At 68.5% G+C, this 23,588-nt stretch carries 21 protein-coding genes and 1 other RNA gene; 14 read left to right on the top strand and 8 right to left on the bottom strand.

The window, feature by feature from the left end; all coding sequences use genetic code 11:
• Positions 1-6: 6 nt before the first annotated feature.
• Positions 7-846, bottom strand: coding sequence for an aldo/keto reductase (locus tag WFM69_RS11980; RefSeq protein ID WP_337004935.1), 840 nt, complete (start codon positions 844-846; stop codon positions 7-9).
• Positions 847-918: 72 nt separating this feature from the next.
• Here WFM69_RS11980 and WFM69_RS11975 point away from each other — a divergent pair, with 72 nt between their 5' ends.
• From WFM69_RS11975 to rnpB, 6 genes are all read left to right on the top strand, one after another.
• Positions 919-1,443, top strand: a complete 525-nt coding sequence (locus WFM69_RS11975; RefSeq protein WP_337004933.1) for a PadR family transcriptional regulator — start codon at positions 919-921, stop codon at positions 1,441-1,443.
• Positions 1,440-1,817, top strand: a complete 378-nt coding sequence (locus WFM69_RS11970) for a hypothetical protein (protein ID WP_337004931.1) — start codon at positions 1,440-1,442, stop codon at positions 1,815-1,817. Before WFM69_RS11975 ends, WFM69_RS11970 begins: the two co-directional genes overlap by 4 nt.
• A complete protein-coding gene (locus WFM69_RS11965) occupies positions 1,814-2,197 on the top strand; it encodes a YchJ family protein (RefSeq protein ID WP_337004929.1) in 384 nt (127 codons plus the stop codon). The genes WFM69_RS11970 and WFM69_RS11965 overlap by 4 nt, the downstream gene beginning before the upstream one ends.
• A 36-nt stretch (positions 2,198-2,233) precedes the next feature.
• Complete coding sequence (locus WFM69_RS11960) at positions 2,234-2,968, top strand: zinc ribbon domain-containing protein (RefSeq protein ID WP_337004927.1); 735 nt, start codon at positions 2,234-2,236, stop codon at positions 2,966-2,968.
• Between the two features lie 22 nt (positions 2,969-2,990).
• Entirely contained in the window at positions 2,991-4,691 is a 1,701-nt protein-coding gene (locus WFM69_RS11955) for a bifunctional 3'-5' exonuclease/DNA polymerase (protein WP_337004925.1), read from the top strand.
• Positions 4,692-4,734: 43 nt separating this feature from the next.
• Positions 4,735-5,091: RNase P RNA component class A (rnpB, locus tag WFM69_RS11950), an RNA gene on the top strand.
• 56 nt (positions 5,092-5,147) lie between these two features.
• Here rnpB and ppgK read toward each other — a convergent pair.
• The gene (gene ppgK, locus WFM69_RS11945) at positions 5,148-5,894 is read right to left on the bottom strand and encodes a polyphosphate--glucose phosphotransferase (protein ID WP_337004924.1); all 747 of its coding nucleotides are present in this window, start codon (positions 5,892-5,894) and stop codon (positions 5,148-5,150) included.
• A 68-nt stretch (positions 5,895-5,962) separates the two neighbouring features.
• Here ppgK and WFM69_RS11940 point away from each other — a divergent pair, with 68 nt between their 5' ends.
• From WFM69_RS11940 to WFM69_RS11920, 5 genes are all read left to right on the top strand, one after another.
• Positions 5,963-6,205, top strand: coding sequence for an SPOR domain-containing protein (locus WFM69_RS11940; protein WP_337004923.1), 243 nt, complete (start codon positions 5,963-5,965; stop codon positions 6,203-6,205).
• A 2-nt stretch (positions 6,206-6,207) separates the two neighbouring features.
• Positions 6,208-7,545 carry a type I glutamate--ammonia ligase gene (gene glnA / locus WFM69_RS11935; protein ID WP_337004921.1) on the top strand — a complete coding sequence of 446 codons (1,338 nt, stop codon included), beginning with the start codon at positions 6,208-6,210 and terminating at the stop codon, positions 7,543-7,545.
• Positions 7,546-7,552: 7 nt separating this feature from the next.
• Entirely contained in the window at positions 7,553-10,528 is a 2,976-nt protein-coding gene (locus WFM69_RS11930) for a bifunctional [glutamine synthetase] adenylyltransferase/[glutamine synthetase]-adenylyl-L-tyrosine phosphorylase (RefSeq protein ID WP_337004919.1), read from the top strand.
• 276 nt (positions 10,529-10,804) lie between these two features.
• Positions 10,805-11,974 (top strand): sulfatase-like hydrolase/transferase, encoded by a 1,170-nt coding sequence (locus WFM69_RS11925; protein ID WP_337004917.1) that lies wholly within the window; start codon positions 10,805-10,807, stop codon positions 11,972-11,974.
• Between the two features lie 49 nt (positions 11,975-12,023).
• The gene (locus WFM69_RS11920; protein ID WP_337004915.1) at positions 12,024-12,944 is read left to right on the top strand and encodes a diacylglycerol/lipid kinase family protein; all 921 of its coding nucleotides are present in this window, start codon (positions 12,024-12,026) and stop codon (positions 12,942-12,944) included.
• Positions 12,945-12,964: 20 nt separating this feature from the next.
• Here the strand turns inward: WFM69_RS11920 and WFM69_RS11915 are convergent, their stop codons facing one another.
• Together WFM69_RS11915 and glnA (WFM69_RS11910) are read right to left on the bottom strand one after the other, a co-directional pair.
• Positions 12,965-14,098 (bottom strand): AI-2E family transporter, encoded by a 1,134-nt coding sequence (locus tag WFM69_RS11915; protein ID WP_337004913.1) that lies wholly within the window; start codon positions 14,096-14,098, stop codon positions 12,965-12,967.
• Positions 14,099-14,278: 180 nt separating this feature from the next.
• Complete coding sequence (glnA, locus tag WFM69_RS11910) at positions 14,279-15,703, bottom strand: type I glutamate--ammonia ligase (RefSeq protein WP_337004911.1); 1,425 nt, start codon at positions 15,701-15,703, stop codon at positions 14,279-14,281.
• Between the two features lie 147 nt (positions 15,704-15,850).
• Here glnA (WFM69_RS11910) and WFM69_RS11905 point away from each other — a divergent pair, with 147 nt between their 5' ends.
• Positions 15,851-16,279, top strand: a complete 429-nt coding sequence (locus WFM69_RS11905; protein ID WP_337004908.1) for an RDD family protein — start codon at positions 15,851-15,853, stop codon at positions 16,277-16,279.
• Positions 16,280-16,287: 8 nt separating this feature from the next.
• Here the strand turns inward: WFM69_RS11905 and WFM69_RS11900 are convergent, their stop codons facing one another.
• Positions 16,288-16,779 carry an ATP-dependent zinc protease family protein gene (locus WFM69_RS11900; RefSeq protein WP_337004906.1) on the bottom strand — a complete coding sequence of 164 codons (492 nt, stop codon included), beginning with the start codon at positions 16,777-16,779 and terminating at the stop codon, positions 16,288-16,290.
• 20 nt (positions 16,780-16,799) lie between these two features.
• Here WFM69_RS11900 and WFM69_RS11895 point away from each other — a divergent pair, with 20 nt between their 5' ends.
• Positions 16,800-17,987: a RimK family alpha-L-glutamate ligase gene (locus tag WFM69_RS11895; RefSeq protein WP_337004904.1), complete on the top strand. Its 1,188-nt coding sequence runs from the start codon at positions 16,800-16,802 to the stop codon at positions 17,985-17,987.
• A gap of 63 nt (positions 17,988-18,050) precedes the next feature.
• On the opposite strand, the gene WFM69_RS11890 is transcribed toward WFM69_RS11895, so the two are convergent.
• Positions 18,051-18,761: a DUF4191 domain-containing protein gene (locus WFM69_RS11890; protein ID WP_337004902.1), complete on the bottom strand. Its 711-nt coding sequence runs from the start codon at positions 18,759-18,761 to the stop codon at positions 18,051-18,053.
• Positions 18,762-18,924: 163 nt separating this feature from the next.
• Here WFM69_RS11890 and WFM69_RS11885 point away from each other — a divergent pair, with 163 nt between their 5' ends.
• Positions 18,925-20,388, top strand: a complete 1,464-nt coding sequence (locus WFM69_RS11885; RefSeq protein ID WP_337004900.1) for a hypothetical protein — start codon at positions 18,925-18,927, stop codon at positions 20,386-20,388.
• A 10-nt stretch (positions 20,389-20,398) separates the two neighbouring features.
• Here the strand turns inward: WFM69_RS11885 and sucB are convergent, their stop codons facing one another.
• Together sucB and lpdA are read right to left on the bottom strand one after the other, a co-directional pair.
• Positions 20,399-22,144 (bottom strand): 2-oxoglutarate dehydrogenase, E2 component, dihydrolipoamide succinyltransferase, encoded by a 1,746-nt coding sequence (gene sucB, locus WFM69_RS11880; RefSeq protein WP_337004898.1) that lies wholly within the window; start codon positions 22,142-22,144, stop codon positions 20,399-20,401.
• A 67-nt stretch (positions 22,145-22,211) separates the two neighbouring features.
• Complete coding sequence (lpdA, locus tag WFM69_RS11875) at positions 22,212-23,585, bottom strand: dihydrolipoyl dehydrogenase (protein WP_337004896.1); 1,374 nt, start codon at positions 23,583-23,585, stop codon at positions 22,212-22,214.
• Positions 23,586-23,588: the final 3 nt, after the last annotated feature.

The raw sequence follows: 23,588 nt of genomic DNA, 5'->3' as shown, positions 1-23,588 counted from the left end.
GGTGCGTCAGGACTCCTCGTGCGTGCGCGGGTCCGCTCCGAACAGTCGGCCGTCCGGGCGCCCGAGCGCTGCGATCGCGGTGACCTCGGCATCGTCGAGCACGGTCTCGGCTGCCACGAGGTTGGCGGTCTGGTGCGCGAGTGACGAGGCCTTCGGGATCGAGACCGTGCCGCGGGCGACGTGCCAGGCGAGTACAGTCTGGGCGGGCGTGATGCCGTGCGCGGCCGCAACCTGGAGGATCTCCGGCTCGTCCAGCAGTTCCTTCGCGCGACCCAGCGGGCTCCACGCCTCGGTGAGGATGCCGTGCTCGCGGTGGTACGCCAGCTGCTCGTCCTGCGGGAAGTACGGATGCACCTCGATCTGGTTCACGACCGGACGCACGCCCGTCTCGCGCTCGAGGCGCTCGAGGTGCTCGGGAAGGAAGTTCGAGACGCCGATCTGCCGGACCACGCCGCGCGCCTGCGCATCGACGAGAGCGGCCCACGCCTGGACGTACTCGTCCTGACTCGGGTTGGGCCAGTGGATGAGGTGCAGATCGGTGATGTCGAGGCCGAGTCGTGACCGGCTCTCCTCGATGCTGGTGCGTGCCTTCGCGGTCGGGTGGTGGCGTCCGGGGAGCTTGGTGGTGACGATGATCTCCGCACGCGCCACGTCGGACGCGGCGACCCCGCGACCGACCGAGCCCTCGTTCTCGTAGTTGAAGGCCGTGTCGATGAGACGGTATCCCGCGTCGATGCCCCCGGCCACGGCTTCCGCACCGGCATCGCCGTTGAGCCCGTATGTCCCGAGGCCGATGGCCGGAAGGGCGAAGCCGTTGTATGCGGTGAAGGTGGGGACAGTGGTCATGGTGGCTCCTTCGGTGGGGTGATCTCAGCGTAGGGCTTGCCTCATATATTCCTAAGGGGTATATATGAGACCATGCAGTTCCTCATCCTGGGCATCCTCCTCGACGCCCCGCTGGCGCTGTACGACGTGCACAAGCGCTTCAGTGCCGGTATCTCCCTCTTCTACGCGGCGAGCTTCGGCAGTATCCAGCGCGCCCTGCGCCAGCTGGAGGCGCAGGGGTGGGCGCGGACCGAGGACGCACCGGACACCCGGCGTCGCAAGAAGCTGTACGTCATCACGGATTCCGGACGCGCCGCCTGGTACGAGTGGATGTTGACCCCGGTGACCGGAGCCGACGCGGAGCAGCTGATGCTGGCCCGGATCTACCTGCTCGGTCACCTGCCGCCGAGCGAACGATCATCCTGCGTCGCCGTGATCCGCGCACGCGTCGTCGAGGACGCCGAACGTCTGCGGTCCCTGGCCGACGAGCTCGATGCGATCGAGGTCCCTGGTTCCGTTGTCGACGTCTTCCGGTATCAGCGCGCCACGCTCGACTACGGCATCCGCTCCCACGCGCTCGGGCTCGCCTGGCTCGACGAGATCGACGGGCCAGCATGACCACGGTCGCGCTGATCTTCGCCCTCGGTCTGCTCGCAGCGGGCGTCGTGTTCCAGACGGCGCTGGCGTCCGGGGCACCCTGGGGACGGTTCGCCTGGGGAGGTGCGCACCGCGTCCTCCCGCGACGCCTGCGGGTCGGGAGCATCGTCGCGGTGGTGCTCTACGTCGCGTTCGCCGCGCTGCTGCTCAGCCGCGGCGGGGTGCTACCCGGCCGCGAGGGTGCGCCGGTCATGGTGCTCACCTGGATCCTGTTCGCGTACTTCGCGGTCGGTGTCGTGCTCAACGGGATCTCCCGCAGCCGCCCGGAGCGTTGGACGATGACGCCGGTATGCGCGATGCTGGCCCTCATGACCCTGATCATCGCGCTCTCATGACGGATGCCCGACGCTGCCCCTGCTTCTCGGGAGACGCCTTCGACGCGTGCTGCGGTCCGATCCTCGCGGGTGCGCCCGCGCCGACGGCCGAACGGCTGATGAGGTCCCGCTACACGGCGTTCGCCCTCGAGGATGCGGAGCACCTGCTGCGCACCTGGCACGCCACGACCCGGCCGCGGACGATCGGCTTCGAGTCCGACCTCGAGTGGCGACGGCTGCTCGTGATCGATCGTGAGGCCGGCGGACCCTTCGACCGCGACGGGGTGGTCGAGTTCGAGGCGTACTGGCGTCAGGGCGCGGAGCGGGGCTCGCTGCATGAGCGCAGCCGCTTCGTGCGCGAGGACCGGCACTGGTACTACGTCGACGGCGAGGTGCGCTGATGGGCGGATGTCGCCACAGCGACTAGATTTGAGTACGTGAACGCCAGCCCCGAGAACCAGCGCACCCTGCTCGACATCGCCGACCTCGACCGGCGCATCGCGCAGGCCGAGCGCGCCCGTACGAAGCCGAGCCAGGCGGGGCGGATCACCGAGCTCGTCGCAATCCGCCAGGAGCAGCTCCGCGAGCTGACCTCGCTCACCGGCACGCGTGACGACGTGCGCACCGAGCTCACCCGACTCGAGTCCGACGTGAAGGTCGTCGAGCAGCGCCGCAACCGCGATGCCGAACGCCTGGCCGTCGCGACCAGCCCGAAGGACGCCCAGGCGCTCGAGAACGAGCTGGCGAGTCTCGCGCGTCGGCAGAGCGACCTGGAGGATGCCGAGCTCGACGTGATGGGTCGGCTCGAAGAGGCAGAGGCTGCCGTCGCCGCGCAGCAGGCTCTCCTCGACACGACGACCGCGGAGGGATCCGCCCTCACGGCGCAGGCCAAGGCCGACGTGGCTGCCGCGACCGAGCTCGGCGCGCAGCTCGACCGCGACCGTGCCGCCGTGGCCGAGTCCGTGGCGCCGGATCTCCTCGCCGAATACGCGCGTCGTGCCACGAACAGCGCCGGTGCTGCTCTCCTCACACGCGGCACCTGCGAGGGCTGCCGCATCCTGCTGCCCAGCACCGACCTGAACGACATCCGCCGCGCCGCCGACGACGTCGTGGTCTCGTGCCCCGAGTGCGGGTGCATCCTGGTGCGCACCGAGGAGTCCGGGCTCGCATGAGCAGCGCCCGTACGCATCGGCCATGACGGTGCCGGCGTCGGGCGGCGAACGGAGGATCGCGCTGATCTCGGTCGGTCCACAGGACTACACCGCGATCGAGCTCGATGAGAACGACGAGGAGCATGCGCGCACGCACCTGCGTGCGGCTGAGCTCGCGGAATGGGTCTCGTCGGTCGAGGAATCCGATGCGCCCCGATGGATCATCCGCACCGCGGCCGAGACCTACGCGGTGCTCCTCGCCGAAGGCGTGCGCATCGGTCGCAGTCACGACCTGGTCCTGTGCCACGCGATCCTGCGTGACACGGCATCCGTGACCTCACCGCTTCCTGCCGCGGCAGGATGGGAGCGTCGAGAGCAGAGCGTCGCGGCCCCCTCGCTGTTCGATGTGTTCGAGGAGGCGGGCGGCGAGGCGGCGATCGAGGCGGCGCTCGCGCAGTACCGGGCCCAGCGCGCGGTGATCGCCGCCGCGCCGGACGGCCGCCTGACACTGCTGTGCGCCGCGGAGTCCGCGGGCGGGCTGATCGCGGAGGAGATGCGGGTCGCCGGACTCCCGTGGGATCCTCGCGTGCATGACGCGATCCTGACCGAGACGCTGGGTACGCGGCCGGTCGCGGGGGGACTCCCGAGCCGCATGGTCGAGCTCGGGGATCGGGTGCGCGCGCTCCTCGGCGACACCTCGCTCCACCTCGACAGTCAGCCGAAGCTGCTGCGGGCGTTGCATCGCGTCGGTGTGCATGTCGAGTCGACGAGTCGATGGCAGCTCGCTGAGCACGATCACCCGGTCATCGAGCCGCTGCTGGCCTACAAGAAGCTCTCCCGGCTGCTGAGTGCCAACGGCTGGACGTGGCTCGGCGAGTGGGTGCGCGACGGGCGATTCCGACCCGTGTACATCCCGGGCGGCGTCGTCACAGGGCGATGGGCGTCGGCCGGAGGAGGGGCGCTGCAGCTGCCGCGCAGCCTGCGACCCGCGGTGCGCGCCGACCCCGGCTGGACGCTCGTCGTCGCGGACGTCGCGCAGCTCGAGCCCCGGATGCTCGCGGCGATGGCGTCCGATGAGGCGATGGCGCGAGCCGCCCGGGGGAGCGACCTCTATGCGGGCGTGGTCGCCTCCGGCGCGGTCGCGACCAGGGAAGAGGCGAAGTACGCGGTGCTCGGTGCGATGTACGGAGCCACGACGGGCGACAGCGGTCGTCTCGTGCCGCGTCTGCGCAAGGTGTATCCGCGCGCCATGGCGCTGGTCGACGCGGCCGCCCGGACCGGCGAGGACGGCGGCGTCGTCTCGACCTGGCTCGGGCGCTCCTCGCCCCGCCCTTCGGCGGAGTGGATGCGGCTGCAGTCCGAGGCGACCGGTGCCGACGCCGACCCCGCGGTCGTGGCGCTCGCGCGGCGAAGAGCGCGGGACTGGGGCAGGTTCACACGCAACTTCGTGGTGCAGGGGACCGCGGCGGAGTGGTCGCTGATCTGGCTCGCCGAGATCCGGCACCGTCTCCAGCAGATTCCGGAGGGCTTCGCCGAGGCGCCGGCGTCCGGCCCGTTCGCCCACTCACCGCACCTGGCGTTCTTCCTGCACGACGAGGTCATCCTGCACGTTCCGCAGGAGCACGCGGATGTCGCGGCCGCAGCCGTGCGCGATGCTGCGGCGGTCGCCACGACCCGCTTGTTCGGCTCGTTCCCGATCGACGTGCCGCTCGATCTGCGCATCGCGGAGTCGGCCGAGAAGTGACCGCCGAAGGGCGCAACCGGAGAACGTAGACTGGATGTGCGAATGGGTCGACTGGACGGTCGCGTGGCGGGCAACCGCACCGAGGAACGTCCGGGCTCCTCAGGGCAGGACGGTGGGTAACGCCCACCCGGAGCAATCCGCGAGAAAGTGCCACAGAGAGCAGACCGCCCCGCAAGGGGTAAGGGTGAAAGGGTGGTGTAAGAGACCACCGGGGGTCATGGTGACATGGCCCGCCAGGTAAACCTCGTCCGGAGCAAGGTCAGACAGAGGATGTTGACGCGGCTCGCCGAGTCCTCGGGTAGACCGCTAGAGTGCCACGGCAACGTGTCGCCGAGAGAGATGGCCGTCGAAGGGGCGAAGAACCCCGGAACAGAACCCGGCGTACAGGTCGGCCCATTCGCCTCAGACATGAAGAAGGCCCCGCATCCGATGCGGGGCCTTCTCCGCATGCGGTGATCAGTCGCCGGCGAGCGACGCGGCGCCGATGATGCCCGAGTTGTTGCGGTGGATCGCCGGGACGATCGGGGTCTTGAGGTCGAGCAGGGGGAGGAAGTCTCCGGCGTTCTTCGAGACGCCGCCACCGACCACGAACAGGTCGGGGCTGAAGAGGAACTCGATGTGCGAGTAGAACGCCTGCAGACGCTCGGCCCACTCGGCCCAGGTGAGGCCTTCGCGCTCGCGCGCCGACGTCGCCGCCCAGGTCTCCACCGACTCGTACTCGCGGAAGTTCAGGTGGCCGAGCTCGGTGTTCGGCAGCAGCACGCCGTCGTTGATGAAGGCGGATCCGATCCCGGTGCCGAGCGTGGTCAGCAGGGTGAATCCACGCACGTCCCTGGCCGCGCCGTGTCGCGCTTCGGCGACTCCCGCCGCGTCGGCGTCGTTCACGAAGACGATGTTGCGCCCGAGTCCGTCTCGGAAGAAGCGTTCGGCGTCGAAGTCGACCCACTCCTTGGAGACGTTGGCGGCGGAGAGCGTCTTTCCCCGCTTCACGATGGCCGGGAAGGCGACGCCGAGCGGGAGGGTCGACTCGTGCACGTCGAGCGTCTTCAGAACGGTCTGCACGGCGACGAGGACGTCTTCGGGCGACGCGCCCTCCGGGGTGGGGACGCGGACCCTGTCGGACGCCATGGTGCCGTGCTCGAGGTCGACGATTCCTGCTTTGATACCCGTGCCGCCGATGTCGACGCCGATCGCTTTTGCCATGGGCGATAGCTTAGCGACCGCGGTGCACGCCAGTAGGATCGATGACATCACGCGAAGAAGGGGCAGACATGTCTGACGGCGACCACAAGTACTGGTACAACTCCGAGACCGGCGAGGTCGAGTTCGGCATGATCTCGCCCTCCATCGACCGCATCGGCCCGTTCGACACGGAAGCCGAAGCCCGCCGCGCGCCCGAGGTGCTCAAGGAGCGTTCGCGCGCCTGGGCCGAGGAGGAGATCGCGGAGCAGGGGTGGGACGTCACGCCCCCCAAGACGGCCGGCGACGAGGCAAAGGGCCAGGGCGCAGAGTAGTCATGGACAAGCAGAGGGATTTCGTCCTCCGCACCATCGAGGAGCGCGGCGTCAAGTTCGTGAGGCTGTGGTTCACCGACGTGATCGGCACGCTCAAGTCGGTGGCGATCGCACCGGCCGAGGTGGAGGGGGCGTTCGCGGAGGGCATCGGATTCGATGGCTCGGCGATCGAGGGGCTCACCCGCTCCTACGAGTCCGATCTGCTGGCTCAGCCCGACCCGACGACGTTCCAGACGCTGCCGTGGCGCGGTGAGATCGACCCGACCGCGCGCATGTTCTGCGACCTGACGACGCCGGACGGGCAGCCTGCCGTGGCCGACCCCCGACACGTCCTGAAGCGCACGCTCGCGAAGGCCGCGGATGCCGGATTCACGTTCTACACGCACCCCGAGATCGAGTTCTATCTGCTGAAGTCCTCGTCGTTCGGCCCGGACGGCCCCGTGCCCGTGGACTCGGCCGGCTACTTCGACAACGTGCCGGGCGGCACGGCGCACGACTTCCGCCGTCGTTCGGTGCGGATGCTGGAAGACCTTGGCATCTCGGTCGAGTTCAGCCACCACGAGGGCGGGCCGGGACAGAACGAGATCGATCTGCGCTACGCGGATGCGCTGACGACGGCCGACAACGTCATGACGTTCCGAACCGTAATCAAGGAGGTGGCGATCGAGCAGGGCGTCTATGCGACGTTCATGCCGAAGCCGCTCAGCGGGCACCCCGGCAGCGGCATGCACACGCACATGTCGCTGTTCGAGGGCGACCAGAACGCGTTCTACGAGGAGGGTGCGAAGTACCAGCTCTCCAAGACCGGTCGGCACTTCATAGCCGGTCTTCTCAGGCACGCGAACGAGATCTCGGCCGTGACGAACCAGTTCGTCAACTCCTACAAACGGCTCTGGGGCGGCGATGAGGCTCCCAGCTTCATCACCTGGGGGCACAACAACCGATCGGCGCTCGTGCGCGTGCCGATGTACAAGCCCAACAAGGGTCAGTCGTCGCGCGTCGAGTATCGGGCGCTGGATTCGGCGGCGAACCCGTACCTGGCCTATGCGCTCATGCTCGCCGCCGGACTCAAGGGCATCGAGGAGGGCTACGAGCTCCCGCCCGAGGCCGAGGACAACGTGTGGGCTCTGAGCGATGCCGAACGTCGTGCGCTGGGCTACTCGGCGCTTCCGGCGAGCCTCGACCACGCGCTGGAGTTCATGGAGGGCTCCGAGCTGGTCGCCGAGACGCTCGGCGAGCAGGTCTTCAACTACGTGCTGCTCAACAAGCGCAAGGAGTGGGAGGCCTACCGCGGGCAGGTCACGCCGCTGGAGCTGAAGAACAACCTCGAGCTCCTCTGAGTCCGGCATGGCCCGTCCCGACGATTCCGTCTCGCTCTCCGCACTGGCCAGGCTCGGATTCGCCGAGCTGAGCGACGCGGCGGCATCCCTGTCGGAGCTGGCGACGATCCTCGATCGACCGCGTGAGGTGCTGCTCGAGGCGCAGGATGCCGCCGATCCCGATGCTGCCGTGCGAGGGCTGCTGCGAGTCGCCAGGAGGGATCCGGCCCCGCTTCGCGCGCTGCTCGACGACGAGCTCACGCGTCGACGCGTGTGGCGGGTGTTCGGCGCCTCCGAGGGCCTCGCGGAGTTCTTCCTGCGGCATCCGGAGCAGCTCTCCGTGCTCGCGGGACCGATCGCCGGCCTGCCTTCCGCGGACGAGTTGCGGGAGCGGCTGCTGGCCTCGATCGGTGCGGTTGACGGGTTCGCGCGGTCGGGCGGTGATGAGGCGGTCGTCGCGGTCCGTGTCGCGTATCGACGCAACCTCGCGGCGATCGCTGCGTACGACCTCACGCATCCGTCGCCCGAGACGGTCGTCGCCACCGTGTCCGCGGCACTGGCCGATATCGCCGGAGCCGCCCTCGAGGCCTCGCTCGCGGTGGCCAGGACCCGCCTGCAGGAGGCGATGGGCCGCGAGGCCGTCGCCGCGACCCGGCTCGCCGTGATCGGAATGGGCAAGGCGGGCGCGCGCGAGCTCAACTACGTCAGCGACGTCGATGTGATCTTCGTGGGCGGCAGCAGCGACGAGGAGGTCGTGAGCGAGGCGCGCGCGATCGACATCGCCACTCGCCTCGCCCGGGAGACGATGCGGAACCTCGACGCGATCGAGGTGGAGCCGCCGCTGTGGGAGGTGGATGCCGCGCTGCGCCCCGAAGGCAAGCAGGGCGCCTTGGTTCGATCGCTCGCGTCGCACCTGGCGTACTACGACCGCTGGGCGAAGAGCTGGGAGTTCCAGGCGTTGCTGAAGGCGCGTCCGCTCGCCGGCGACGCCGAGCTCGGGGCGGAGTACATTGCCGCGGTGCAGCCGAAGATCTGGTCGAGTGCGGCCAGGGAGGACTTCGTCGAGAGCGTCCAGCGCATGCGTGAGCGCGTGATGGAGCACATCGACCCGGAGGATGCGGCCTACCAGCTGAAGCTCGGCGCGGGCGGGCTGCGCGACATCGAGTTCACGGTGCAGCTGCTGCAGTTGGTCCACGGCCTCACGGACGAGTCGTTGCGCACCCGCGGCACGCTTGAGAGCCTGGACGCCCTCGTCGACGGCGGCTACATCGGCCGGGCGGATGCGGCGGCGTTCGCCGACGACTACCGGCTGCTCCGCTTGATGGAGCACCGGCTGCAGCTTCGCGAGTTGAGCCGCACGCACCTGATGCCGCGGACACCGGCGGGCCTGCGGATCCTCGCGCGCGGGACGGGACTGGCGGAGAGCGGCGAGGGCGTGTGGGCGCGCTGGGAGAGCGTGCGGCGCGAGGTGCGGGAGATCCACACCCGCCTGTTCTACCGGCCGCTGCTCAGTGCGGTCGCGGGACTGCCGGAGGAGGAGCGCACGCTCTCGGCCGCCCAGGCGCACGATCGGCTTGCGGCGATCGGCTTCCGCGATCCCGCGGGGGCGCTGCGTCACATCGGCGCACTCACGAGCGGGCTCAGCCGCAAGGCGACCATCCAGCGACACCTGATGCCGATCATGGTGCGCTGGTTCGCCGACGGCAGTGACCCCGACTACGCCCTGCTCGCGTTCCGACGCATCAGCGAGCGCCTGGGTGACACCCCGTGGTTCCTGCGGATGCTGCGAGACTCGTCCGGAGCCGCCGAAAGCCTCACGCGGCTGTTGTCCTCGTCGCGATACATCGGCGAGCTGCTGGAGTGGATCCCCGAGTCGGTGGCATGGCTGGACAGCACGGGGCGCCTGCGTCCGCGCGGTGCCGCCGCGCTCGACGAGGAGGCACGTGCGATCCAGACGCGGCACGAGACGATCGGCGACGCACTGCGCGCGGTCAGGGCGCTGCGCCGCCGGGAGCTGCTGCGCACGGCCATGGGCGCCGTCCTCGACGTCCTCACGATCGAGGAGGTCGCCACGGCGCTCACCGAGATCACGGAGGCGACGATCCAGGCTGCGCTGCGGGCCGTGATCCGTGAGGTGGTCCCGCCCGAGGACGATGCTCTGGACTTCGCGGTGATCGCGATGGGGCGGTTCGGGGGCGCCGAGCTCGGCTTCGGCTCCGACGCCGACATCCTCTATGTCTACGACGCGAACGGCGTCGACCCGCAGCGTGCGCAGAAGCTCGCGACGCAGATCGTGGCGGGGCTGCGTGAGCATCTGACCGACCATCGACTGCCGCTCGACCTCGATGCCGACCTTCGTCCGGAGGGCCGCAACGGGCCCGTCGTGCGGTCGATCGAGGCCTACACCGAGTACTACCGACGCTGGTCGCTGTCGTGGGAGGCGCAGGCACTGCTGCGTGCCAGGGGAGTGGCGGGGAGCGTCAAGCTCATCGACCGCTTCACGATGCTCGCCGACACGATCCGTTACCCGGAGTCGGTCGATCTGCAGGGCACCCGGGAGATCAAGCGCATCAAAGCCAGGGTCGAGGGGGAGCGGTTGCCGCAGGGCGCTGATCCGCGTCGACATCTGAAGCTCGGCCCTGGCACCCTGAGCGACGTCGAATGGCTGGTGCAGCTGCTCCAGTTGCAGCACGCCTACGAGGCTCCCGGACTGCGGACGACGTCGACGCTCGGAGCGCTGGATGCTGCGGTGGCGGCGGACCTCGTCCCGGAGGAACATGCCGTGCGCCTGCGGGAGGCCTGGCGTCTGTCCAGTCGGCTCCGCTCGGCGATCACGTTGCTCACCGGCCAGACGAGCGACGTCCTTCCCGCGGACCGCCGGCAGCTGGATGCGATCGGACGACTGCTCGGCTATCCGGATCGTTCCGCCACGGAGCTCGAAGAGGACTATCTCGGTGTCACTCGACGTGCGCGGAAGAGCTTCGAGCTCCTCTTCTATGGGTGAGTGACCTCTTTTCTTCTCCTCCGGCCGGTTCTACGTGGCCCTGATCATTGCGGGCGCGTGGCCCGTGGACTGAGGAGGAGCCATGTCGAAGGACGAGGACGAGCAGTTCCCGATCCGCGTTTCGCGGGAGACGTACCCGGCTCCCGAATGGAGGTATCCGGACGGTCGTACAGGCACGACCTATGTGGACTCGGTGGCGGACTTCCCGCCTCCCGTCTCCGCGCCCGACCGCGCGCCGAACGTCCTGCTCGTCCTGCTCGACGACGTCGGCTTCGGGTGGTCCAGCGCCTTCGGCGGACTGGTCCGGATGCCGACTTCCTCGAGCACGCCGACCACGAGGTCGGTCGTGTGGTCGATGCCTTCGAGGCGCTGGGCGAGCTCGATGACACGACCGTCCTCTACATCGTGGGCGACAACGGATCGAGTGCGGAGGGGACGCTCACTGGTCTCCTGAACGAGATGATGGGGCTCGATGGGAACGTCGGCGACTTCGCGCAGCTGCTTCCCGAGCGGGAGCGGTGGGGTCATCCTGGAACCGCACCGCACTACGCCGTGGGGTGGGCGTGGGCGGGAGACACCCCCTTCCAATGGACGAAGCAGATCGCTTCGCATTTCGGGGGGACACGCAGCGGCATGCTCGTGTCGTGGCCGGCCGGCATCGCGGCCCACGGTGAGCTCCGTTCGCAGCTCCACCACGTCATCGATGTGATGCCGACGCTGCTCGAGATCGCGGGCATCGCCGAGCCGGCGTCGATCGACGGCGTGACGCAGAAGCCGATCGAGGGCACCAGCATGGCCTACACCTTCGCGAGCGCGTCGTTCGACGACGACGTCTGGGAACTGTACGACCTCCGCGACGACTTCAGCCAGGGGAAGGATCTCGCCGCGCAGCATCCCGACAAGCTCCGAGCCCTGCAGGACCTCTTCATGCAGAAGGCCGCGACGCACAACGTGCTCCCGCTCGACGACAGATTCATCGAGCGCGGCGACCCTCGTCTGCGACCCAGCTACTTCTATGGACGGGACGAGGTGGTGTTCCGACCGGGGATGACACGGCTGCCCGAGGGGAGCGCACCGAAGACGACCAATGTCGATCACACCGTCACGGCGGTCGTTACGATTCCGGAAGGCGGGGCGGAAGGCATGCTCATCTGCGTGGGCGGGGACGGCGGCGGCTGGTCGTTGCACGTGCAGGATGTGCGACTGTACATCGACGAGGTCGAGGTGGGCACGGGAACCGTGCCGCGGCAGAACCGCGCGCGCTTCGGTGCAGGGTGCATGGACGTCGGCGAGTACTCGCTCTCGCCCGTCACGGACGGCTACCCGGCGGACACGCCGCACTTCCCGTTCACCGGTGCCATCGAGCACGTCACGCTGCGATTCAGCGGCGCGGGCAACGACATCTCGGCGCACGAGAAGCTGGAGCAACTGCTGAAGCTCGACTGACGTCCGTCTCCGTTTGCGATTCAGGACGGGGTCGCCCATGCTGAGCGGTATGGCCTCATCGCGCATTGGAATCGTCTGGAACCCGTCGAAGATCGACGCCGCCGCCCTGCGTGCGGGGGTGACGCAGGTCTTCGACGGCGACGTCGACATCCGGTGGTGGGAGACGACGCCCGAAGATCCCGGTGTGGGCATGGCCGCGGAGGCTGTCGCCGATGGCCGCGAGATCGTGATCGCCGTCGGAGGCGATGGCACCGTCCGCGCTGTCGCCGAGTCCCTCGCGGGATCGGAGACGGCTCTGGGCATCGTGCCGCAGGGCACGGGCAACCTGCTCGCCCGCAACCTCGAGGTGCCGCTGAACAACGTGACCGCCGCGCTCGAGCGGGTCCGCGACGCCGAGCCGCGCAGGATCGACCTGGGGTGGGTGTCGTACGACGGCGCGGAGCACGCGTTCGCGGTCATGGTCGGGTTCGGCATCGATGCGCAGATGCTGGTGGAGACCGACGACGATCTCAAGTCGAAGGCGGGCTGGCTGGCCTATGTCGAGGCGATGGGCCGGGCACTGGCGGGCACGGAGATGACCGATATCACCCTCGAGATCGACGGTGAGGAGGCGGTCGCCGTGCGGGGACACACCATGCTCATCGGCAACTGCGGCATGGTCCAGGGCGGAATCCGGCTGCTGCCTGACGCCGTGCTCGACGACGGCAAGCTCGACGTGCTCATGGTCAGCGCCGACGGTGCACTGCAGTGGCTGGACACGCTGCGCTCCTTCGTGTGGGACAACGGTATCCGTCGCCTCTTCGGTGCGACCGACGAGGCCGTCAGCACCGAGTCCGCGCGGCACCTGCCCGTCGAGACCATCTCCGTGGAGCTGGCGACGCCGTTGGTGTTCGAGATCGACGGCGAGGACATGGGGGAGATCACCACGTTCGACGTCCGCGTGCAGGCGGGAGCGCTGCTGGTCCGCTGAGTCGACGCCCCCGAGAGCTCTCAGCGCGCGGTCGCGGGTGGAACGATCTTCCGGTCCTGCGCGGGGAAAGTCACCTTCTGCACGATGATGATGATGCTCGCGGCGACCGGGATCGCGACGAGCGCGCCCAGGATGCCGCCGAGCGCGCCTCCGGCGACCGCGGCGATCACGACGAGAGCGCCGGGAACGGCGACGGCCTTGCTCATGATGCGCGGCGAGAGCACGTATGCCTCGATCTGCATGTAGATGAGGTAGTAGATGATCGCGATCAGCGCGGTGAGCGGCGAGACGAACAGACAGATCAGCGAGTTGATGATGGACGCCGTGAGCGTTCCGACCAGGGGGATCATCGAGCCGATGAATGCGATCAGCGCCAGCAACGCGGGCACGGGTGCGCCGATGATGCTCAGGAAGATGAGGCTCAGAATGCCGTTGATCAGCGCGAGGCTCGCCTGGCCGATCACGTAGCGGCCCACCGCGCCGGAGACATCCTCCAGCAGGCCGCTGAACGTGTCGCGCTGGTAGGCGGGGACGAACCGGGCCGCGACGTGCTTGATGCTGCGCAGCGACGCCATGAAGTAGAGGGTCAGGATCAGCACGATCGTGATGCCGGTGAACCCGCCGGCGATCCCGGCTCCGACGGCGAACACGCCGCCGCCGATGTCGAGGAAGTTGTTCGGATCCTTGACGAAGCTCAGGATGCCCTGCACGGCGTCGTCGATCGTCGTGCCGAACTGCCCGGTGATGTCCTTGTACCAGTCGCTCGCCATGAAGTCCTCGACCATCTTCGGTCCGTCCTTGATCAGGTTGCTCACCTGTTCGACGAGGATCGGGACGATCGCGAGGATGATGCCGGCGAAGGCGAGGACCACCGCGGCGACGACGATCGTCACGGCCGCCGGTCGCGGCAGCTTCTTCTCGATGAAGGTGACGATCGGGTCGAGCCCGAGCGCGAGGAAGATCGCGACGCCGATGTAGACCAGGACGGTGGCCAGCTGACCGACGATGCCGCCGATCGCCAACGCGACGAGAACGCCGAGTGCACCCAGCAGCCCGAACATGAACGGGTTGGTCCTGGCATACGCGGCGACGGCGTTGGACGACGGCGAGGGGGACACCTCGGCAGGGGTGCGAGGCTCGGTGTTCGCGGTCACTCTTCTACGGCGCATGGTTCCCCCGGTCGACGGTCAGACTCACCAGTTGATCACCCGGACCTCGTGCGGTCAAGCCGGTTGCGCGGCAGATGACGAGTGCTGTCTCCGCGGTGACATCCGAGACAGCGAGATGCCCCGCCGGGCGGACCGGCGGGGCATCTCCCCAGGCTGTGGAACGGGTCAGACCCCGAAGTACAGCTCGTACTCGAACGGGTGCGGACGCTGCGCCATCGGCAGGATCTCGTTCTCGTACTTGTAGGAGATCCAGGTCTCGATGAGCTCCTTGGTGAACACGCCGCCCTCGAGGAGGAACTGGTGGTCGGCCGCGAGAGCGTCGAGCGAGTCGAGCAGCGAGTTCGGGACCTGCGGGATGTCCTTGGCCTCCTCGGGCGGGAGCTCGTAGAGGTCCTTGTCGACGGGCTCGTGCGGCTCGATGCGGTTCTTGATGCCGTCGAGGCCCGCCATCAGCTGTGCGGCGAACGCGAGGTACGGGTTTCCGGAGGCATCGGGCGCACGGAACTCGATGCGCTTGGCCTTCGGGTTGGAGCCCGTGATCGGGATGCGGATCGCGGCGGAACGGTTGCCGGCCGAGTAGACGAGGTTGACCGGTGCCTCGAAGCCCTTCACCAGGCGGTGGTAGCTGTTCAGGGTCGGGTTCGTGAAGGCGAGCAGGGCTGGCGCGTGCGCCAGGATTCCACCGATGTACCAGCGCGCGATGTCGCTGAGCTGGCCGTAGCCGGCCTCGTCGTAGAACAGCGGCTTGCCGTCGTTCCACAGCGACTGGTGGGTGTGCATGCCCGAGCCGTTGTCACCGTAGAGGGGCTTGGGCATGAAGGTCGCGACCTTGCCCCACTGCTCGGCGGTGTTCTTGACGATGTACTTGAACTTCAGGATGTCGTCCGCCGCGTGCACCATCGTGTCGAAGCGGTAGTTGATCTCCTGCTGACCGGCCGTGCCGACCTCGTGGTGCGAGCGCTCGAGGATGAATCCGGCGTCGATGAGCTTGAGGGTGATGTCGTCGCGCAGGTCAGCGGTCTTGTCGACCGGGCTGACGGGGAAGTAGCCGCCCTTGTACGGCGTCTTGTTGGCGAGGTTCCCGCCTTCTTCCTCGCGACCGGTGTTCCACGCGGCCTCCTCGGAGTCGACCTTGTAGAAGCTCTCGCCGGCGGTCACCGAGTAGCGCACGTCGTCGAAGATGTAGAACTCGGCCTCGGGGGCGAAGAACGCGGTGTCGGCGATGCCCGTGGAGGACAGGTACTTCTCGGCCTTCTTGGCCACCTGGCGCGGGTCCTTCGAGTAGATCTCTCCGGTGCGCGGGTTGTAGATGTCGAAGAGCATCACGAGGGTGCTCGCCTCGCGGAAGGGGTCGATGTACGCCGTCGTGACATCGGGGATGAGCTGCATGTCGGACTCGTGGATGCTCGCGAAGCCACGGATCGAAGAGCCGTCGAACAGCTGGCCGTCCGTGAAGAATGCCTCGTCGACCGTCGATGCAGGAATGTTGAAGTGCTGCTGCACACCCGGGAGATCGGTGAAACGGATGTCAAGGAACTTGACGTCGTTCTCCTTGATGTAGGTCAGTACCTCGGACGAATCTTTGAACATGTACGACTCCTGTAATGCGGATCGATGGCTTCACGGCCACTCTGCAGAGTACGGACGGGGGATTTCTCTACGGTATCCGCTTTGTTTCGGGCGTGTTACAGGAGCCGGGGCGTCAGAGCGACATTCCGCGCTCGGTAGGCTGGGGGAGTGACGGATGCTGTGAACGTGTACCCCGGCGAGCGACTCGGACTCCCCGAATCGGGCAGCGGGAGCATCGCCCGTCCCGGTCGACGGATCGGGGCGCTCCTGATCGACTACGCGGCGGCGACGATCATCGCGACCGGTTTCCTCGGATTCGACCAGTTCGCGCTGCCCACGGAAGCCGGCCTCAGCCAGTTCGCCCCGATGCTGGTGTTCGCGGTGCTGCAGATCCTGTTCATCCCGACGGCGGGCGGCAGCCCGGGTCACCGCATCCTCGGCATGCGTCTGGTGCGCCTCGGCGGCGGATGGATCGGCCCGTGGCGTCCGATCGTGCGCACGCTGCTGCTCGTGGTCGTCGTGCCCGCGGTGATCTGGGACGCGGATCAGCGCGGCCTGCACGACAAAGCCGTCGGCACCGTTCTCATCCGCGCCTGAGCGCCGCGTCAGTCGCGACCGCGGTTGCGCCGACGTGCTTCGCGCGGGGCGCGTCCGCCGAGGAAGGACCTCGCGGGATCGACGATGTACCCCTGCCGCAGTGCTTCACGACCGATGAGCATCCGGAAGCCCATCTCATCGCGGTTGCTCAACGTCACCTCGGCGAGGACTTCGCGATCCACGAGACGGATCAACAGCTCCACCACGAAACGCTCCTGCGCGTGGCCCGACGAGCTGCGCACGGCTCGCCGGTCGTGCACGGGGCTCTCGACGACGACGGCATCCTCCTGGCTGTCCTGCCAGGGCTTGACCTTGAACCGCACCCAGGGTTCGTCGTCCTGGATGAACTCCACGATGTCGAATGCATGCAGAGAAGAGGTGCGCGCGCCCGTGTCGATCTTGGCTTTGAGCCAGTCGACTCCGAGATCGGGCAGGCTCACCCATTCTCGCCACCCCGTAAGGGTGTTTGAATGGGGGGTAGACCTACTCACCTGATACATCCTGGCAGGAAAAATCCCCCGTGAAGATCGCAGTGCTCTCCCGCGCGCCGCAGGCGTACTCCACCCAGCGACTGCGAGCAGCCGCGCTTCAGCGCGGGCACAACGTCAAGGTGCTCAATACGCTGCGCTTCGCGATCGATCTGACGGCCGACGAACCCGACCTGCACTATCGGGGGCGCCAGCTCAGCGACTACGACGCGATCCTTCCGCGCATCGGCAACTCGATCACGTACTTCGGCACGGCGGTGGTGCGGCAGTTCGAGCAGATGGACGTCTACACGCCGAACACGGCCAACGGGATCTCGAGTGCGCGCGACAAGCTCCGCGCAAACCAGATCCTGTCGCGTCACAACATCGCGATGCCGCCGACCGCTTTCGTACGCAACCGCGCCGACGTGCGGCCGGCGATCGAGCGCGTCGGTGGAGCGCCCGTCGTGATCAAGCTGCTCGAGGGCACGCAGGGGATCGGCGTCATCCTCGCGCCGCAGGTCAAGGTCGCGGAGGCGATCATCGAGACACTGCACTCCACGAAGCAGAACGTGCTCATCCAGAAGTTCATCGCCGAGAGCCGCGGCCGTGACATCCGCGCACTGGTCGTGGGGGATCGCGTCGTGGCAGCGATGCGGCGCTCCGCGGCAGGAGACGAGTTCCGCTCGAACGTGAATCGCGGAGGATCCGTCGAAGCGGTCGAGCTCGACCCCGTGTACGAGCGCGCGGCGGTGCGGTCCGCGCAGATCATGGGTCTGCGCGTGGCGGGTGTCGACATGCTGGAGGGCGACGACGGGCCTCTTGTGATGGAGGTCAACTCCTCACCGGGGCTGCAGGGCATCGAGACGGCGACCAAGCTCGACGTCGCCGGCGCCATCATCGACTACATCGCCGGGCAGGTCGCGTTCCCCGAGATCGACGTGCGTCAGCGCTTGACGGTGTCGACGGGCTACGGTGTCGCCGAGCTCATGGTGCACGGTGCGGTCGATCTGGTCGGCAAGACCCTGGGCGAAGCCGGACTGTGGGAGCGGGACATCACGGTACTCACACTCCACCGCGGTGTCAGCGTGATCCCGAACCCGCGCAAGCACGTCGTCCTCGAGGCCGACGACCGGCTGTTCTGCTTCGGCAAGCTCGACGAGATGCGGTCGATGGTTCCGGAGCGTCGTCGTCGGCGGGCGAAGGTCCGGCGTCTTCCTCGGCAGCCGCTGTCGGAGTGAAAGAGAGCGCGGCCGCCCTCGACGGAGGACGGCCGCGCTCTGCGGGTCTGTGCGGGATCCGGCTCAACGAGGGCGCTGAGAGCGCACCTTCGTCGGGTCGATGCCCTTCGGGATCGGCAACGACGAGAGCGACTGCGAGACGGATTCCACCCGGCGGATGACGGCGGCCATGGTGGCCTTGTCGATCGCCTTGGGGAGCTTCTTGATGGTCTTCGCGAGATCCGCGATAGCGACCTCGTCGTCACCGTGTCCGACGTAGAGGACGGTCACGGGCACGCCGTGCGCGACGCGCTGCGCCTTGCTGCGCTCCTCGTTGACGAGGCGTGTCAGACGGCCGCGTGCTCCCTCGCCGACGACGACGATCCCGCCGCGTCCGATCGTGCGGTACACCGCTTCCTGCGTCTTCGGGTTGATGCCGACGGGCGTCTCCGAGGCCTGCCAGCTGCGGCCGAGGCTCGTGCTGAGCACGTGGCCGGTGGCGCCGGGCATGCCGTCGATCTTCATGTACATCGCGGACGTCGACAGTCGCGTCATGAGGAAGAGCGCGCCGAGGATGCCGAGCATGAGTCCGGTGATCGCCCAGAGGATGAGCGTCCAGACCTGGAACGGCGGGATCAGGTATCCGGCGACGAGACCGAGGAGGATGCCGGCGACCAGGATCGCGGCCTGTGCCCAGGGCAGCCAGGCGTATGCCTCGCGCGTGAACCGGAAGAGGGACTTGATCTGGGAGAAGAACCCAGGACGCTTTTCGGGTTCAGAAGCACTTTTTGCCATGGGCACCAGCCTACCGAGTCCGAGGGCGCCGTGATGTCGCCGTTCGCGTGAAGCGGAGTGGAGATCGGCCACTATTCCTGCACGCGCGGGAGGTCCGAGACAATCGCTCCCCATCGCCCTGGATCACGGAGTTCGCTGCGCTGCGCTGCGGTGTGATGGGGGAATGGCAGACAGCGAGAACGAGGGCGGCAGGGGGACGGTGCTTCTTCCGGGTGTGCATCGAGTGATCCGCACACTCGATGCGCAGGAGGGGCCGTTCGCGGGTGCGCTCGTGACCTCGGGGGACGAGGTGTGCGTGCGTGCGGACGCCGCGGGTCTGGGGGGATGGGTGGGGTGGCGGTTCGCGGGGGCCGAACACGTCGCGGCACCCATCGACGTCTGCCGACGCAGGGGAGGTCACGAGGTGCTGCTTCCCTGGTGCACCGATCGGGTTCTGGGGTACCTGGTCCGGCGCGCCGCGGGGGAGGCGGCGCTGAGCGCAGGGGAGTGCAGCACTCTCGTGATCAGCCTGTTGCGCGGGCTCGATGAGCTCGGGGAGGGGGCCGAAGGCGTGCGCACCGGGGTCTGGTGGCTCACGGACGGCGGGCGCCCGGTCTTCGTGCTGGGGGACGGGCCGGATGCACGTGCGGGAGTCATCGAGATCCTCGCGAGCGTGCGCGAACACTGCGCTGAGAAGGTCGTGCGGCGGGCGGTCGGCGCGATCGAGGAGGGACTTACCAAGACGATCGCGCAGCCGAAGGTGCCGCGCCGACTCGTGGAGAACTGGGAGGCCGAGCTGCTGAACGTCGCCGCGCCGCAGCCTCTTCAGCGCGGAGTCCTTGCGCCAGAGCGCGCAAGGGAGCTCGCGCGGACGGTGGTTTCGAGCACGCGAGGATCGGCGCCGAGTGCTCAGCGTCTGCGTACGGACCGTGCGCGCGGGCGCGACCGCAGGCGCGCGGGCCACGGCATCGGTGTCGATGCGCTGCGCGCCGCGGTCGACGCCGTGGTCGGGCATCTCCACAGCGTGCGCGCGAGCCTTTCGCGGTGGCTCCCGCGTTCCCGAGCGGCGGACGGAACGGAATCGCGAGGTCGACGAAGGCGCCATTCGCTCTTCCTGGCAGGCGGAGTCGCGGCGGTCGTGCTGGTCGGTGGACTGCTCTGGCCCAGCGGCGGCGATGCGGGGAGTGCAGCGGGCGACGCGGTGCCGTCCACATCGAGTTCTCCCTCGCGGAGTGCGGGATCGTCCGCCGAGGAATCGTCTGGCAACAAGCGCTCTTCGGGCGATGCGCCGCGGGCAGGAGACGCCGAGCGCCCGAGTGAGCAAGACCCAGTCGCCGCGTCCGCAGAGCTGGCGGTGGCGATCGCTGCGTGCCATGCGCGGGGAGACATGTCGTGTCGAGAAGCGGTCGCGGCGGGCTCGAGCGGTGCTGTGGACGCTCTCGCGGAGGTGGGTACGCGTGCGCCGGCAGCGGAACTTGTGGACGAGTACGGGGATGTCGCCGTCATTCGGCTGAACGTCGGCGATGCGGCAGGCGACGGCGGCCGCGCACACGGATCGGCTCCGGCTCAGCTGATGGCTGTTCTCATCCGGGTGGAAGACAAATGGCTGGTCCGCGACGTCTACGACGTCGCGGACCAGCCAGGATGATCACTCCGTGTCAGGCGCCGAGCTGCGAGGCGAACTGCGCTGCTTCGAGACGAGCCTTGACCGCACCGAGGAAGCGGGCCGCGTCGGCGCCGTCGATGATGCGGTGGTCGTAGGAGAGCGCCAGGTACACGTACGAGCGGATGGCGATCGCGTCGGATCCGCCGACCTTGACGAGGCCGGGACGCTTGACGACCGTGCCGGTACCGAGGATGGCCGACTGCGGCAGGAACACGACGGGAGTGTCGAAGAGAGCGCCACGCGAACCGGTGTTGGTCAGCGTGAACGTGCCTCCGGCGAGCTCGTCGGGCTTCAGCTTGTTGTCGCGGGTACGAGCGGCGAGGTCAGCGATCTCGTGCGCGATCTGCGCGATGTTCTTCGACGCGGCGTCACGCAGCACCGGAGTGAGCAGGCCGCGCTCGGTGTCGACGGCGATCGAGACGTTCTCGCTTGCCGGGTAGACGATGTTCTCGCCGTCGACCGTAGCGTTCACGATTGGGAACGCCTGCAGCGCTTCGGCCGTCGCGAGTGCGAAGAACGGCAGGAACGACAACTTGTCGCCCGTCTTCTGCAGGAACGACGCCTTCACGCTGTCGCGGTACTCCGCGAGAGCCGTGACGTCGACCTCGACGACCGTGGTGAGCTGAGCCGTCTGCTGCATGGACTCCACGGCACGCTTGGCGAGAACCTTGCGCAGTCGCGACATCGGCTGCGTGGTACCGCGCAGCGGCGAGATCTCGAGCGGAGCGGGAGCCGCTGCGGCAGCGGCCGCAGGGGCAGTTGCCGCGGTCTCGGCGGCCTTGAGCACGTCTTCCTTACGGATGCGCCCACCCACACCGGTTCCGGCCACGGTAGCCAGGTCGACGCCCTGCTGGGCGGCGAGGCGGCGCACGAGCGGCGTCACGTACAGGTTGTCGTTCTCGGTAGGCAGCGTGAGCTTCGGAGCGGCAGCAGCCGGCGCGGGCGCCGCGGCGGGTGCCGGGGCAGCAGGTGCCGGAGCAGCAGCGGGAGCTTCGGCGGCGGCGGGGGCGGGAGCAGCAGGAGCCGGAGCAGCAGGTGCCGGGGCGGCGGGAGCTTCGGCCGCGGGAGCTGCCGCGGCGGGTGCCGCCGCAGGAGCAGCGCCGGAACCGACACGCGCGAGCACAGCACCGACGGCGACGGTCTCGTCTTCGCCCGCGACGATCTCCTGCAGCACGCCGGCAACCGGCGACGGGATCTCGGTGTCGACCTTGTCGGTAGAGATCTCCAGCAGCGCCTCGTCGACTGCGATGCTGTCACCGACCTGCTTGAGCCAGCGGGTGACGGTGCCCTCGGTCACGCTCTCGCCGAGTTCGGGGAGGACGATGTCGGTGGCGTCACCGGAGGGTGCAGCCGGGGCGGCCTCAGCGGCGGGCGCTTCCGCAGCGGGAGCGGGAGTCTCGGCCGCGGGCGCGGGAGCCTCGGCCGCGGGAGCCTCGGCAGGCGCTTCTTCAGTGGCGGGCTCTGCCGCGGCCGGAGCATCCGCAGCCGGGGCGGCGGTGCTGCCATCGCCGATGCGCGCGAGGAGAGCGCCGACCTCGACGGTCTCGTCCTCGGCCACGAGGATCTCCTCGATCACGCCGCTCACAGGGGAGGGGATCTCGGTGTCGACCTTGTCGGTCGAGATCTCGAGCAGGCCCTCGTCCGCCTGCACGGTGTCTCCCACCTGCTTGAGCCAGCGGGTGACCGTACCCTCTGTGACGCTCTCGCCGAGAGCGGGGAGGACGACGGATGTGCTCATGACTGAGTCTCCTTCAGGAAGTTGTATGACGCTTGTCTAGCTTAGTGACTCGGGCACCGGTTGGTGCTCAGAGGGCGTGCAGGGGCTTGCCCGCCAGAGCGAGGAAGGCTTCGCCGAGTGCCTCGCTCTGGGTCGGGTGGGCATGGATCAGAGGGGCGATGTCCTCGGGGTGCGCCTCCCAGGCGACTGCGAGCTGCCCTTCGGTGATGAGCTCGCCGACGCGGTCGCCGAGCAGATGCACACCGATGACGGGACCGTCCTTGAGGCGGACGACCTTGACGAGACCTCCGGTTCCGATGATCTCGCTCTTGCCGTTGCCGGCGAGGTTGTACTCGTAGGCGACGATCGCGTCTGCTCCATGCTCGTCGATCGCCGCCGCCTCGGTCACGCCGACCGACGCGACCTCGGGGCTCGAATAGGTGACCTTGGGGATCTGCACATCGGGGATGTTCGCGGGCGAGAGTCCCGCGATGCGCTCGGCGACGGCGATGCCCTGCTGGAATCCTCGGTGCGCCAGCTGCAGCCCCGGGACGATGTCGCCGACGGCCCAGACGCCGGGGACACCGGTGCGCAGATTCTCATCGACGGTCACGAAGCCACGGTCGAGTGCGACGCCGGCCTCTTCGAAGCCGAGATCAGCCGTCGCCGGCCCACGGCCGACGGCGACGAGAAGGTAGTCGGCGGTGAACGTCTTGCCGTCCTCGAGCGTGATGGTGACGGAAGAGTCGTCCTGCACCGCGCTCTGGTAGCGGATGCCGAGCGAGTACTGGATGCCGCGCCGCCGGAAGGCACGCTCGAGACCCTTGCTCAGCGCGATGTCCTCGTTGGGCACCAGGTGCGGCAGGGCCTCGATGATGGTGACCTCTGAGCCGAACGAGCGCCACACGCTGGCGAACTCCACGCCGATGACGCCTCCGCCGAGGATGAGGACCCGCTCCGGCACGACATCGAGCGCGAGCGCCTGCTCACTGGTGAGGATGCGCCCTCCGATCTCGAGGCCGGGGAGCGAACGGCTGTACGAGCCGGTCGCGAGCACGACGTCCGCGCCTACGTACACGTCGTCGCCGACGCTCACGCTGCGGTCGGGGTTGAGGCGTCCGAGTCCGGCCACGGTCGTGATGCCGCGCGCCTTGACGAGACCTTCGAGGCCCTTGAACTTCTTCGCCACGATGCCTTCGCGGTACGCGCGCACTCCGGCCGGATCGATGCCGTCGAGCGTCGCCGTGACGCCGACGGAGGCGGCATCGCGCACGTGCTCGGCGACCTCGGCCGCGTGCAGCAGCGCCTTGGTCGGGATGCAGCCGCGGTGCAGGCACGTTCCGCCGACCTTGTCCTTCTCGATGAGGGCGACCGACTTGCCGAGCTCACTCGCTCGCAGAGCCGCGGCGTATCCGCCGCTGCCGCCGCCCAGGACGACGATGTCGAAGGTGTGGGTTGTCATGTG

Origin of the sequence: Microbacterium sp. LB12 (assembly GCF_037150835.1) — a bacterium.
Classification (GTDB): domain Bacteria; phylum Actinomycetota; class Actinomycetes; order Actinomycetales; family Microbacteriaceae; genus Microbacterium.
This window is presented reverse-complemented; position numbering and strand designations above follow the sequence as displayed.

Coding starts and splice junctions, on each gene's coding strand:
- WFM69_RS11900 (WP_337004906.1), bottom strand. CDS start 16,779: ATGTATCAGGTGAGTAGGTCTACCCCCCATTCAAACACCCTTACGGGG.
- WFM69_RS11890 (WP_337004902.1), bottom strand. CDS start 18,761: ATGGCAAAAAGTGCTTCTGAACCCGAAAAGCGTCCTGGGTTCTTCTCC.
- glnA (WP_337004911.1), bottom strand. CDS start 15,703: ATGTTCAAAGATTCGTCCGAGGTACTGACCTACATCAAGGAGAACGAC.
- lpdA (WP_337004896.1), bottom strand. CDS start 23,585: ATGACAACCCACACCTTCGACATCGTCGTCCTGGGCGGCGGCAGCGGC.
- WFM69_RS11920 (WP_337004915.1), top strand. CDS start 12,024: ATGGCCTCATCGCGCATTGGAATCGTCTGGAACCCGTCGAAGATCGAC.
- sucB (WP_337004898.1), bottom strand. CDS start 22,144: ATGAGCACATCCGTCGTCCTCCCCGCTCTCGGCGAGAGCGTCACAGAG.
- glnA (WP_337004921.1), top strand. CDS start 6,208: ATGGACAAGCAGAGGGATTTCGTCCTCCGCACCATCGAGGAGCGCGGC.
- WFM69_RS11970 (WP_337004931.1), top strand. CDS start 1,440: ATGACCACGGTCGCGCTGATCTTCGCCCTCGGTCTGCTCGCAGCGGGC.
- ppgK (WP_337004924.1), bottom strand. CDS start 5,894: ATGGCAAAAGCGATCGGCGTCGACATCGGCGGCACGGGTATCAAAGCA.
- WFM69_RS11885 (WP_337004900.1), top strand. CDS start 18,925: ATGGCAGACAGCGAGAACGAGGGCGGCAGGGGGACGGTGCTTCTTCCG.
- WFM69_RS11955 (WP_337004925.1), top strand. CDS start 2,991: ATGACGGTGCCGGCGTCGGGCGGCGAACGGAGGATCGCGCTGATCTCG.
- WFM69_RS11965 (WP_337004929.1), top strand. CDS start 1,814: ATGACGGATGCCCGACGCTGCCCCTGCTTCTCGGGAGACGCCTTCGAC.
- WFM69_RS11930 (WP_337004919.1), top strand. CDS start 7,553: ATGGCCCGTCCCGACGATTCCGTCTCGCTCTCCGCACTGGCCAGGCTC.
- WFM69_RS11975 (WP_337004933.1), top strand. CDS start 919: ATGCAGTTCCTCATCCTGGGCATCCTCCTCGACGCCCCGCTGGCGCTG.
- WFM69_RS11980 (WP_337004935.1), bottom strand. CDS start 846: ATGACCACTGTCCCCACCTTCACCGCATACAACGGCTTCGCCCTTCCG.
- WFM69_RS11940 (WP_337004923.1), top strand. CDS start 5,963: ATGTCTGACGGCGACCACAAGTACTGGTACAACTCCGAGACCGGCGAG.